11 protein-coding genes are annotated in these 13,217 nt (G+C 34.2%); 10 read left to right on the forward strand and 1 reads right to left on the reverse strand.

Annotated elements, in window-relative coordinates:
* Nucleotides 1-116 precede the first annotated feature (116 nt).
* Nucleotides 117-2,966 carry an aminomethyl-transferring glycine dehydrogenase gene (gcvP, locus tag AO58_RS0109345; RefSeq protein WP_024981462.1) on the reverse strand — a complete coding sequence of 950 codons (2,850 nt, stop codon included), beginning with the start codon at nucleotides 2,964-2,966 and terminating at the stop codon, nucleotides 117-119.
* 230 nt (nucleotides 2,967-3,196) lie between these two features.
* Between gcvP and AO58_RS0109350 the strand changes: the two genes are divergently transcribed.
* The 10 genes from AO58_RS0109350 (at nucleotide 3,197) to AO58_RS0109395 (ending at nucleotide 13,157) form a co-directional block, all read left to right on the forward strand.
* Nucleotides 3,197-4,003, forward strand: a complete 807-nt coding sequence (locus AO58_RS0109350; protein WP_024981463.1) for a UbiA prenyltransferase family protein — start codon at nucleotides 3,197-3,199, stop codon at nucleotides 4,001-4,003.
* Between the two features lie 346 nt (nucleotides 4,004-4,349).
* Nucleotides 4,350-5,099: a glycosyltransferase gene (locus AO58_RS0109355; protein WP_024981464.1), complete on the forward strand. Its 750-nt coding sequence runs from the start codon at nucleotides 4,350-4,352 to the stop codon at nucleotides 5,097-5,099.
* A 31-nt stretch (nucleotides 5,100-5,130) separates the two neighbouring features.
* Nucleotides 5,131-6,114, forward strand: coding sequence for a hypothetical protein (locus AO58_RS0109360; RefSeq protein WP_024981465.1), 984 nt, complete (start codon nucleotides 5,131-5,133; stop codon nucleotides 6,112-6,114).
* Nucleotides 6,115-6,552: 438 nt separating this feature from the next.
* Nucleotides 6,553-8,415, forward strand: a complete 1,863-nt coding sequence (locus AO58_RS0109365; protein WP_024981466.1) for a tyrosinase family protein — start codon at nucleotides 6,553-6,555, stop codon at nucleotides 8,413-8,415.
* Nucleotides 8,416-8,424: 9 nt separating this feature from the next.
* On the forward strand, nucleotides 8,425-9,177 hold the full coding sequence (locus tag AO58_RS17580) for a copper chaperone (protein ID WP_024981467.1): 753 nt from the start codon (nucleotides 8,425-8,427) through the stop codon (nucleotides 9,175-9,177).
* Between the two features lie 711 nt (nucleotides 9,178-9,888).
* Nucleotides 9,889-10,548 carry a hypothetical protein gene (locus AO58_RS0109375; protein ID WP_024981468.1) on the forward strand — a complete coding sequence of 220 codons (660 nt, stop codon included), beginning with the start codon at nucleotides 9,889-9,891 and terminating at the stop codon, nucleotides 10,546-10,548.
* 84 nt (nucleotides 10,549-10,632) lie between these two features.
* Complete coding sequence (locus AO58_RS0109380) at nucleotides 10,633-10,812, forward strand: DUF1843 domain-containing protein (protein WP_024981469.1); 180 nt, start codon at nucleotides 10,633-10,635, stop codon at nucleotides 10,810-10,812.
* A 76-nt stretch (nucleotides 10,813-10,888) separates the two neighbouring features.
* Nucleotides 10,889-11,059, forward strand: a complete 171-nt coding sequence (locus AO58_RS17760) for a DUF1843 domain-containing protein (protein WP_074917529.1) — start codon at nucleotides 10,889-10,891, stop codon at nucleotides 11,057-11,059.
* An 82-nt stretch (nucleotides 11,060-11,141) separates the two neighbouring features.
* Nucleotides 11,142-12,566 (forward strand): radical SAM/SPASM domain-containing protein, encoded by a 1,425-nt coding sequence (locus tag AO58_RS0109390; protein ID WP_024981470.1) that lies wholly within the window; start codon nucleotides 11,142-11,144, stop codon nucleotides 12,564-12,566.
* The gene (locus tag AO58_RS0109395; RefSeq protein ID WP_024981471.1) at nucleotides 12,567-13,157 is read left to right on the forward strand and encodes a class I SAM-dependent methyltransferase; all 591 of its coding nucleotides are present in this window, start codon (nucleotides 12,567-12,569) and stop codon (nucleotides 13,155-13,157) included.
* The last annotated feature ends 60 nt before the right edge of the window (nucleotides 13,158-13,217 follow it).

Below are 13,217 nucleotides of genomic sequence, written 5' to 3' on the forward strand. Positions count from 1 at the left end.
TTTTTATTTTTTTGAAGGTTATCCTGAGTTGTTTTTTGTGAACGTATTATTTTGGAATAAAAAAACCCGACAAATTTTATTCTGTCGGGTTATGTAAATCAGATAGTGTTCGTTTTTTAACTTTCCATATATGCTTCAATAGGAGCACAGCTACAAACTAGGTTTCTATCTCCGTAAGCATCATCGGCTCTGCGAACGGTTGGCCAGAATTTGTTTTCAGCGATGTAATCCAATGGGAAAGCAGCTTGTTCTCTGCTGTATGGGAAATCCCAAGTTTCAGCAGTTAGCATTGCTAAAGTATGAGGTGAATTTTTCAATACATTATTACTGTCCTCGATAGTTGCTGCTTCAATTTCTTTTCGGATGGAAATCATAGCATCACAGAAACGATCCAATTCTTCTAAGTTTTCACTTTCGGTTGGTTCGATCATTAAAGTACCTGCTACTGGGAAAGAAACGGTTGGAGCATGGAAACCATAATCCATTAAACGTTTAGCGATATCAGTTACTTCGATTCCTTTTTGTTTGAATGGGCGACATTCCAAAATCATTTCGTGAGCTGCACGACCCATTTCCCCAGAATATAACGTGTCATAGTGACCGTTTAGTTTTTCTTTGATGTAGTTGGCATTTAAAATAGCGTGTTCCGTTGCTGATTTTAATCCCTCAGCACCTAACATAGAAATGTATCCATAAGAAATTAGGCAAACCAAAGCAGATCCCCAAGGTGCAGCAGAAATAGCGGTAATTGCATGTTCTCCTCCAGTTGGAATTACTGGGTTTGATGGTAAAAATGGAACCAATTGAGGCGCCACACAAATTGGTCCAACACCTGGTCCACCACCACCGTGAGGAATCGCGAAGGTTTTGTGTAAGTTCAAGTGGCAAACATCCGCTCCAATAGTTGCTGGATTAGTCAAGCCTACTTGAGCGTTCATGTTCGCGCCGTCCATGTATACTTGACCACCGTTGTCGTGAATTAATTTTGTTATTTCGATAATGGCACTTTCATAAACTCCGTGAGTAGATGGATAAGTAACCATCAAACACGAAAGGTTGTCTTTGTGTAGCATCGCTTTTTCACGTAAATCTTCTACGTCAATGTTTCCGTTGTCTAAGGTTTTGGTTACCACTATTTTCATACCTGCCATAGCAGCAGAAGCTGGGTTGGTTCCGTGAGCTGAAGATGGAATTAAAGCGATGTTTCTGTGGTGATCTCCACGAGATTGGTGGTATGCACGAATCACCATTAATCCTGCATATTCTCCTTGCGCTCCTGAGTTAGGTTGCAAAGTAGTACCAGCAAATCCAGTGATTACATTTAATTGTTGTTCTAATTTGCGCAACATTTCTTGGTATCCTTGTGCTTGATCTAGTGGAGCAAAAGGATGTATGTTGTTCCATTGTGGGTTGCTAAGTGGCAACATTTCAGAAGCTGCGTTTAATTTCATTGTACAAGAACCTAAGGAAATCATCGAATGGTTCAATGATAAATCTTTACGCTCAAGCATTTTGATGTAACGCATCATAGCTGATTCAGAATGGTATTTATTGAAAACATCGTGTTGTAAAAACGAAGATGTTCTGTTCAATTCTTCTGGGAAATGATTGGTAACTGTTAATTCAGCAATCTCAGGAGCTTGAGTTCCTTTTGCGGCAGCGAAAATGCTAACAATTTTGGCTACGTCTTCGATGCTAGTGGTTTCGTTGAATGCAATAGAAACTGTTGCTTCGTCGATGTAGAAAAAGTTGATTTGGTTTTGCTCTGCTACTACTTTAATTTTTTGAGAATCTGCCTTCACTACAATAGTGTCGAAGAAAGCGCTATTGGTTTGCTCGTAGCCTAATTTAGTCAATTCGTTAGCAGTTGTTGCTGCAACAGCGTGTACTTTATTAGCGATATAGCGTAAGCCTTTAGGTCCGTGGTAAACGGCATACATCCCTGCCATTACAGACAATAATACTTGTGCTGTACAGATATTTGAGGTAGCTTTTTCACGTTTGATGTGTTGCTCACGAGTTCCTAAAGCCATTCTCAATGCTCTATTTCCGTTCGCATCAATAGTTACTCCGATAATACGGCCTGGCATAGAGCGTTTGTATTCGTTTTTGGTAGCAAAGTACGCAGCGTGAGGTCCACCATATCCTAATGGAATTCCGAAACGTTGTGTAGTACCAATTACTACAGCTGCTCCCATTTCACCTGGAGGAGTCAATTTGGTTAAACTCAAAATATCAGCTGCAACGGCTACTTTGATTTCGTTTGCTGCAGCTTTTGAAATAAATTGTGAATAGTCATATACTTGACCGAATTTACCTGGATATTGCAACATCGCACCGAAGAACTCTTCTGAAAATTCAAAAGTTTCGTGGTTACCAACTACCAATTCGATTCCGATTGGCGTAGAACGTGTTTGCAAAACCGATAACGTCTGTGGTAAAATTTCTTCAGAAACGAAGAATTTGTTGGTATTGTTTTTCTTTTGATCGCGAGTTCTTACATCAAAAAGTAAAGCCATAGCTTCAGCCGCTGCTGTACCTTCGTCAAGAAGTGAGGCATTGGCAATTTCCATTCCAGTTAATTCAATAACCATCGTTTGGAAGTTCAAAATCGCTTCTAAACGACCTTGTGCGATTTCGGCTTGGTAAGGAGTGTAAGCCGTGTACCATCCTGGGTTTTCAAAAATATTTCTTTGAATAACAGCAGGAACAATTGCTTGATGATATCCTAAACCAATATAGGATTGGAAAACTTTATTTTTGTTCCCTAATTCTTGAATGTGTTTTGCAAATTCATATTCTGTCATGGCAGGATCCAATTGCAATGGTGCTTTTAGACGAATGTCATCTGGAAGGGTTTCATAAACGAGTCGTTCTATCGAATCAACTCCAATGGTTTTCAACATGTGTTGAAGGTCATTCTCTCTTGGACCAATGTGTCTTAAAGCAAAAGCATCTGTTCTCATTTGTACTAAATAGTGTTTTTATTTCTTTATCAAAAAGGGTTTACTTGTAACGTTTTGGATTACTTTTGAAAAAATCAATCCAACCCCATGGAATAAAGAACTGTAAGTGTTGTTTTTTTGATGCGCAAAAATAAGTATTATTAGTAATTTCTAACCAATTTTAACGGGTAATTTTTATAGATTTTTCAGCCAAATTCAGCATTTAATTATAATTGATTAATTTTTGTTTAATGAAGATTTTCAGACAGTTGTTTAACTTTTATATCAAAGGCAGTCTTCACGTGGGCTTATCGTGTTTGGCTTTATTTTGTATTACTCAACAACAGTTATTTTTTCCTTCTTCCTTTGCTTTGGCTTTATTTGTTTTCTTAGGGACCATTTTGGCTTACAACTTTGTGAAATACGAATTTTTAGTTCGAGTAAGAAAAACTCAGATTCGAAAGGAGTTAAAGATAATTGTTGGTTTTAGTGGTCTGATTTTTTTGGGAATGCTTTACTGCCTTTTTCAATTGCAATGGAGAACACAACTAGTAGCTTTTTTTGTTGTAATACTCACTTTTTTATATGCTTTGCCTTTTTTTCCTAATCGAAGCAATGCTAGGAATTGGAAAGGTATTAAAATTTATATCGTGTCTTTGTGTTGGACTTTGGCGACTGTTTTTTTGCCTGTTTTAGAAGGGGATTTTTCATTAGATGTTTTTGTTCTTCTGTATGGTTTGCAGCGGTTTCTTTTGGTATTTGTTCTCATCCTAATTTTTGAAATCGTCGATTTGAAAAACGATGATCCCTTATTGCAAACCGTTCCACAACACATAGGACTGGAACGAACTAAGAAGCTAGGTTTTGGTTTGTTGATTTTTTTTCTAGCGTTGGATTTTTGGACTGGGAACTTTAGTTTGCTTTCTCTATTTTTTATCCTAGTTACTGCCTTTTTTTTGGCTTTTGCCCATGAAAAACGTTCACATTATTATACTATATTTTGGGTGGAGGCTATTCCAGTTTTTTGGTGGATAACACTTCTTTTTTATCAACATTAAGTAATCTTCATTTTTGATGAGTTGATTTTCTGCAAATAGTATTTGCTTTTACTTGTCTTTTTTGTTTTGTAACAAAGAATCTCTTTCTCATGTCATTTTTAGGTTTAATTCTTTAGTTCTAATATAGTTTTATAAGGTAAAGTACATCCAATTCACTATTCCAAATAAGAAAAGACATAGAAATAATCAGAGTTCTTTGTAACACAAGCATAAAATTCAACGCATATATTTTACTCTTCTTAATGGCATTATAATAATGAAACTAAAGCAGATGATTTTTGCTTAATAGTTCAACTGTTAAGATTGAGCCTTAATATTTGGATAGAAAAATAAAACCTAAAAAACGATGATTACAAATAGTGCTATTGCTATTGAGCTTTATCTGCTTTGTTTTAATGAGGAGAAAATGATTTTACATACTCTAAATTATTATTCTAAAATATGTAGTAAAATAATCATTATTGATAATCAAAGTTCAGATAATTCGATTTGTTTAGCAAGTGACTATAAAAACATAGAATTCTGGTATTTAGATACTGGAAATGAGTTTGTAGAGGATAAATTGACAGAGTCAAAGAATAATTGTTGGAAAGGTAGTACAGCAGATTATGTAATTGTTTGTGATATGGATGAATTTTTATACGACGAGCAATTGTTAGAAAAGTTGTTGATGGCTAAAGAACAAAAAATAATTATGCCTACTGTGATTGGTTATAACATGATGAGTGATGATTTTCCAACAAATTACGAAAGCTTGATAACGGAGCAAATTAAATATGGTGTTCGATCTGAAAGATTTGATAAACAAATCATTTTTGATCCTAAAAAAGTAAAAGAGATAAACTATAGGCCTGGTGCGCATCTGTGTCAGCCTGTTTTCTATGGAAATAGAATTGAATCTTCAAAAATAGAATTGAAACTTTTACACTATAAATACCTTGGAAAAGATTATTTGTATAAAAAACATAAAGGATATGCAAATAGAATGAGCGAAATCAGTAAGGACAAAAAACATGGGGCTGAGTACCTTGATGGGGAGAGTTATATTGATAGTATTTTTGAATCATCAAAATTTCTCGAGAAAATTATTCCATAAGTTAAAAAAAAATAACTAAAATCAAGACAAAATGGACTTTACAATTGACTTTACCTCTGGAGGGAATCATGGTCATCAACTTAAAGACGCATTAGGAGGGCTTACTATTGGGCGCTTATTTGATCTCAATTATGTGAATACACCCTATGAATATTTGGATTATTTTGGCTTTGGATATAAATATCCTGTTGTTGAGCGAGCGGATCGTGAATTAAAATATAAAAATATAGTAAGAGTTGAAGGCCCTCTTTGGTGCGGAATTGACGACTATGAGGAGTTACTAGAACATTTCACGAAAGTGTTACCCGAAAATAGTAATGATACTTTGGTCATTTTTGAAAATGCTTTACGAATTCATCCATTTCAAACAATACCATGGTATTTAGAAGGAAGAACCCAACAGAATGTTTTTAGTGAAATTCAACATGAGTTCTCTAGTAATTTTAATGAAATACATTCATTAGAAGTAACCGAATTTAGATCGCCTATTGAAGTTGCTGTTCATATTAATAGGGGAACGGATTATGATAGAGAGAAGTTTCCACAACACTTTACAAGTCCCTATGCAGTAAGATATATGTTTGATATGGATTATTATGAGAATATCATTTTGCATATAGAAAAGGCCTGTGGTGTAGGTAAGGTTCATTTTAGTATTTATACTGAAAAACAAAATTCTGAGGATATTTTACAAAGATTTTCGAATAGAAAGCACACTAGAGTTTTACTTGGTTCTGATCGTGAGCAAAAAAACTATGATCAAATTCATGCTATTTTTAAATCCTTTGTTCAAGCTGATATTTTGGTTTGCTCCAATAGTAGTTTCTCGGTAATGTGCGCATATTTCCGTAAAGGCAGAAAAACCGTATATCATCCTCATCTTCAATTGCGCTATTTACCAGGACCCAATTACATAAAAACCGAAGATGATGGTAGTCTAGATATAGAGTTGTTACGACAAGAAATAAGTTTTGACACCTTTTCGATAAACCCCTCCTATACCACTACAGCGTAAATTGTTCTCTAGTTGATTTATACCTTTCAAAAACAATTTTTTTTTCACATCCTAACGAGTAACTATTCATTATTTTTAAAAAATAAATTATTTGTCATTGATAATGAATGATTTATGTTTTAAAAATGGGCTCATCGTGTTAATTATACCTTTCGTGCGTGAATAATACTATTTCATGTCATTTTTTTATTCTTGATTTTGCTACTCTTGTAATTTTAGTAAAGAAATTAAAGGGGGATAATATTTATTTTGAATCTTCTTCTAATTCATTTCTCATAATAACCAACATCTGTTTTATAAGATTTATAAAATTTGGTTAGTGCGAGATAGGTAAGAATAGTAAAAATGCTGGAGCAGAAAACCACTTAAAAAAAGAACGGTTTCGTTTGGTAAATAATGACTTTAATAAATTAAGACAACCAACTAAATAACTAAAATATGAATTCATTTATTGGAAAATGGGTAGATCAACAAAATGTGTTAATCACAATTACTGGATCTAAAACGAGTATTAGTGTAAGCTACAGCAACGGGCGAGGTCCTTTTCAAGGCACTTTAAGTAGTTCTAATCCATTAGTAGTTACCGTAAATTTTACGGATGATGGAGGAAATAAAACAGGGACATTATCAAGTAATAATGATGAGATAGATTGGGATAATGGAACAACTTGGAAACAATTAGTTTATTTAAGAAGAAATGCTTGGGATGCCAATAACGGTGGGCAGTTTGTGGATCAATCGGGAAATTACACAGACCTATATTGGTATGCAAAAGCTGTACAGGTAATGCAATCTCGCCCAATAAGCGATCCTACTAGCTGGTGGTTTTACGCTGCAATTCATGGAGAATTACTACTGCCTGAATCGGTATATCCAAAGCCGTACCAATATCTAAATTGGGTAAATATTAGTTATATAGGATCTGCAGCAAATTTGAGTACACTTCCATCCAAGTCATTAACCAATCTTTTTTGGGATCAGTGTCAGCACGGAACTTGGTTTTTTCCTCCGTGGCATAGAGGGTATTTGGTAGCACTCGAAAATATTCTTCGTACAATTATTGCTGAATTAAAAGGACCTTCGGACTGGGCATTACCATATTGGAATTATTTAAGTCAAACAACGGTTTATGTTGAGTCTAATATCCCTCCAGCATTTACAGTTACTGTTTTACCTGATAACACACCAAATCCTTTGTATGTGCCTGAGCGATATGGTTCTAGTGTTCAGGTAGGTAACGACGAGAATGAAGCAAATGATGAATGCCAATGGGATACCATATACAGTGAAGAGAAAGCACCATCACAATCCGGTCCAGGAGATTTAAATGGTTATTTTTACGGAGGAGGCGAAACTGGATTTTCACATAGTGGTTCAGAGACAGGAGATCTTGAGCAGAATCCTCATAATTTCGTTCACGGTATGGTGGGTGGCCAAAATGCTGCAAAACAGATTGGTCTTATGGGCGTTCCCGCAACAGCAGGACTCGACCCTATATTTTTCTTGCATCATTCTAATATTGATCGTATGTGGGATGCTTGGAATATAACAGGAAATAATAGTAATCCATCGGATGCAGATTGGCTAGTGGGGCCTACAGCGAATGGTAATTCACAATTTGCTATGCCGTTGGATTCATCAGGAACTCCTTGGTATTACACGCCTGGAGATGTTCAATCAACCAATAATTTGAAGTATAATGGATCTTATTATTCTTATACATATAGTGATCTCTCTTTAACTTCTTATGACACTGTTAAACCGAGTTCTCAACAAGACAGTTTATCAGATAGATTAACTAAATTGGGAGCAACAAATTTAGAAACAGCAGTTAAGATGACAAATCAAACGAACAATGAATTAGTAGGTGCAAGTAATGGTTCAATTATTTTAAAAAACACAGAAGCTAAAGCTACTGTACAATTGGACAAAACAGCATGGAAATCAGTAAAGAATAGTCTTTTAAAAGCGTCTGTTTCTGCTGTTCCTGACGAGGTGTATCTCCAGTTAGAAGGTGTAAAAGGTGGCGGAGACTCTAATTTTCTTTCAGTTTATGTAAATCAAACATTTGTGAAATCTGTTTCTCTTTTTGGACTCATTGGGGCATCGATGAAAAACTCGTCTCACGGAGGAGCTGGACTTACTTATAAATTCAATATCACAAGTATTATTGATCAATTACACCTTGAAAACGCAATTGATATTGATGCGATAGATATTCAAATAAAGAGTAAAGATACTCTTCTAGATGGTAATGAAATTACAGTTGAGCGAATAGGAATTTACCGTTCAGGGCAATAAGTGAATAAAATGAAGCTTTCTCAAAATAAACGAATTACGATTAGTTTGTTGGCAATAAGTGCTTTGTTTTGGATGTTGCTTTTGGTAAACCCAGGACATATTATGGCTATGAGATACTGTCATGTTTTTGCTTCATGTCCTTCTCCTACATCATATCAGATGTTGCTTGGCATGAAGTTTTTTTCATCCCAGTTTATTGGTTGGGGACTTATGGTGGTAGCAATGATGCTTCCTAAATTAATTCTACCGATTCAGTTTATTTACCAACAAAGTTTTAAGCGCTATCGTTTTGTATGTGCTTTAGTATTCGTGTTGGGTTATATACAGATTTGGATGATTGCTGGTTTTTTTATGATAGCAGTAATAATGGGATTTAATCTTTTACTACCAATGTCTTACATTCCGGCAATGGGGTTGTTTGCTATGGCTATAGTGTGGGAAATTTCACCAATGAAACAGTGGTTTTTAAACCTTGGTCATGATCATCGAATTTTATCAGCTTTTGGGTTAAAGGCTTTTAGAGACTCATTGTTTTTTGGACTTACCCACGGTGTTTGGTGTTTTGGCTCTGGATGGGCATTGATGCTATTTCCTATGCTATTACCCAAAGGGCATAATCTAGCAATGTTACTGGTGACTTTTATTATGATTAGTGAGCATCTAGAAAATCCTAGATTTCCGATGTGGTTTCTTACCCCTCGATTGAAATTGTTGAAAATCATTATTGCTCAGACTAGAATTAAATTGATAACTTCTTTTTGAATTTAGTTACTAAACCGAGATTATCTATAAAATTAATATCACTTATAATTTACTTCTTAAACTGATACTCTTGTATTTTAATAAAAAAATAGGAGTATCAGTTTTTTGCGGATTATTATTTTAGCTATGTGCCTAGCTTTAATTTTAAAAAAAGAATACTATCGTAGAGCTTATCTATTGAAAAAAAACACAATGTCATAAATTTTTCCTATTAAATTAAGGTAGAGATTTAGTGTAAAAAGATGGTTACTCATAAAAAGTATACTCAAAAGGAAATCCCTCTATAATAAAACATATAGTGTTTTTTAATTTTTATTAAGAAGCTACTTTCTATAGTAAATCAAAAAAATGTTAATACTTGATAATCAGTATTTTGCAAATCAAGTAACTTGTTGTGCTTTTTATACCTTTCATGCTTGAATAATTCTGTTTCATGTCATTTTTTTAGTCTTGACTTTGCTTCTCTTGTAATTTTAATAATGAAATTAAAGAGGCGTACTACTTATTTTTGGAATTTTTATGATTCATTTTTTATAAAATAACGAACATGTTTTTAGTGAGTTATAAAATTTATTTAGAGAAACCTATAAAGGATAATTAATTCAAAATTGTGGAGCAGAAAACCACGTTAAATAAACGAACTGTTTCGTACAGTTATATACGAAGGCGGAATCTGAAAAGCCTTATGAGTAAGAATAAAAACTAATTGTTATGCAAGCTATACCTGTAAAAGTTAAAAACGTGAGTGTATATCCTTATGTTGATTGGAATGGTGGAGGTGTTGGGCCGGTGATTCTTCCTGTTATTGAGGGAGCAAGTGGGACTTATGCTGTTGGGACACTTATAATGTCTGCTTTTTACAATCTTGATTTAGATTCAGGAAATCAAAGCCCTCAACTTGTTATGCATCAACGCTATGTGGCAATGGGAGAGACGGAAGATGGCGCACCATTTACTACTCCGTGGATGTATTGTACTAATACTAGTAATCAGCCTCAGTTTGGTAGAACTATTAGAATGAATCAACAAGATTCTGAAACAATTAACATGGATGCTGCTATGTTACCAGCTTACATTACTTTGGGATCTCTAACTGATATTACGGTGAGTCAGTTATTTTCACCGCCAGCAATTGGAGAGTTAATGCTGATTGAAAATGGCTCAGGTAATGTAATTGCTACTAAGACAGGAACACCTCATGAAATGGGAGTAGAAGTTGTTGGAGGAAAACGTGTCGGCACATTAAGAGTAGGAATGAAAAACATTATGATTACTGGTAAGAACAAAGAAGGCAAAACCTTTACCATGGGTAATTTAACTTGTTTGAGCTCAAATGAAACAGCACTTTTTTTACAGGAATTTAAATTCTAAAGACTAGATTGTTTTTTATAAAATGTATTAGATAGGAATAAGAAAATGTGAATAAAAAATCATTAACAATTAAAAATGTAAATCATGGGAATAATGATGCCTTATGGAGCCGCAATTCGAGAAGCTATTGCTTCAAACGATTTGGAAAAAATGCAAGCCATAGCTGAACAAACAAAACAAATTGTAAAAGGACAAGGAGATATGCATGTTGCATTGTTAGAATTATTAGAAGCAATTGATTCTTTAAAAAAAAACTTTAAATAATTACTGACTTGTACAGCAAAACAAGGGTGTAGCCGAAAAACCTTAAGAGTAGGAATAACTATAAAATATACGTATCATGGGAGTAGTAATGCTTTACGCAGCAGGAATCAGAGAGGCAATAGTTTCAAATGATTTAGAAAAAATGATTGCAGTAGCCGAACAAGCTAAACAAACTGTCAGAGAACAAAAAGATTTAAGTGCAGCATTGTTAGAATTGCTTGATGCAATTGACGCACTAAAAAAGTAATCAAAATTGGAGAGCGGTTTTTTAAGTTTTACTTTTTAAACCGCTTTTTTAGTGATTTACGGAACTGAAATAGCAAAAAAAAATGGAAAAAACTTCTACACGATACAGAGTAAGAGATGATTATAAAACAGCTACCCCCGTTCATGTAGTTTGGGAAATAACGTTAGCTTGTAATTTAAAATGCTCACATTGTGGTTCAAGAGCCGGTAAAGTTAGACCTGGTGAATTGACTACAGAACAATGTTTTGATGTTATTGATAGTCTAAAACGTCTAGGAACAAGAGAAATTACTATTATAGGTGGAGAAGCTTTTTTGAGAAAAGATTGGTTAGATATTATTCAAAGAATTCATCAAAGCGGTATGGAATGTTCTATGCAATCTGGAGCCTATAATCTTACAGAGCAACGAATTATTGATGCAAAAAAAGCAGGAATTAGAAATATAGGTGTTTCCTTAGATGGACTGCCAGCTACACATAATAAAATAAGAGGAAGAAGCGATTCTTTTGATCATGTTATCAATTGTTTGCAATTATTGAAGCAGCACAATATACCCTCTAGCGTAAATACAGTTGTTACAAAAAGAAGCAAAAATGAATTGAAAGAACTTTTGGATGTATTAATCGAAAATGGGGTGAAAAATTGGCAAATACAATTGGCTGTTGCCATGGGCAATGCCGTAGATAATTCGGAAGAATTAATTGTACAGCCCTACGAGTTAATAGATTTTTATGACAAACTTATTGTAATCTACAGAAAAGCCTTAGCTAATAATGTTTTAATTCAAGCAGGAAATAATATAGGTTATTTTGGACCGTATGAACACATTTGGCGACAAGGAAATGAAAAATATTATACCGGATGTTCAGCAGGACATACCGGAATTGGAATTGAAGCAGATGGTAAGATCAAAGGTTGTCCATCACTGCCTACAACCGAATACACTGGTGGAAATGTAAAAGATATGAAGTTGGAAGATATCTGGAAATATAGTGAAGAAATGGTTTTTTCTCGATATCGAAATAAAGAAGAATTATGGGGAGGTTGCAAAGGTTGCTATTATGAATCCTCCTGTTTGGCAGGCTGTACCTGGACTAGTCACGTTTTATTTGGTAAAAGAGGTAATAATCCTTTTTGCCATTATAGAGCGTTAGAATTAAAAAAGAAGGGGCTACACGAACGTATAAGAAAAATACAAGAAGCACCTGGATTATCATTTGACATAGGCCTTTTTGAAATTGTAGTAGAAAATGAAAAAGGTGAAATAGTAGAAGTGCAATCACCTAACGATGTCGCTCCGATCTCAGTTTTGTCTAATTCTGATAGAATACCCAGAATCCCAAAGGCGCTTAAAATGTGTAATGGTTGTGATAATTATGTTTATGAAGAAGAGGTTATATGTACTTTTTGTAAATCCGATATTCAAAAGGTAAACGAAGAATATGCCCAAAAGTTACAGAGAGCAATTGTTTCGTTAGAAAAATTAGAACTTTTAATGATGAAATAAATGAGAGCTTTCAATCAACTACAAACTGAAATTGATACTTATTCTGAAAGTATTGAAAATACATTGAGCCTGTCAGCAATTACAATTCAACATGGGCTTAATTCTTTTCGATATGGATCTTCTAGCTTTTTGGATGTGATTTTTGATGCTATCCAGGTAACAAGTGAAACGGTTTTTTATGATTTGGGTTCGGGTTATGGGAATATCATTTTGTTTGGAGCTTTAAAATATCCTGAAGCACAATTTAAAGGGATTGAAATCCTACCTGAACGAAATCAAGTTTGCGCATCCATAATTCAAAAAGAGCAAATAGCAAATGCTAGTGTTATTTGTGGCGATATTTTGAAAGCCGATGTTTCTGATGGAAATATCTTCTATCTCTACAATCCTCTTTTTGATTTTCAATATGGTGAATTGTTAAACAAATTATATCAAATTTCATTGATCAAATCGATTGTGGTGATTGCAGAGTCACGTTGTGTATACTTCGATCAAACCGATTGGTTAGAAGAGTATCATGTAATAGATATTGATATTGTTCGGAAAATAAAATATTATCGTTCAAAATCGCTTAATCATAATTTACGGTAATAAAATGGATTAGAGTAAACAAGTAATTTGCTATTTCATGCAATGTTATTGTTGATTTGA

The sequence above is a fragment of the Flavobacterium succinicans LMG 10402 genome (genome assembly GCF_000611675.1).
Classification (GTDB): Bacteria; Bacteroidota; Bacteroidia; order Flavobacteriales; family Flavobacteriaceae; genus Flavobacterium; species Flavobacterium succinicans.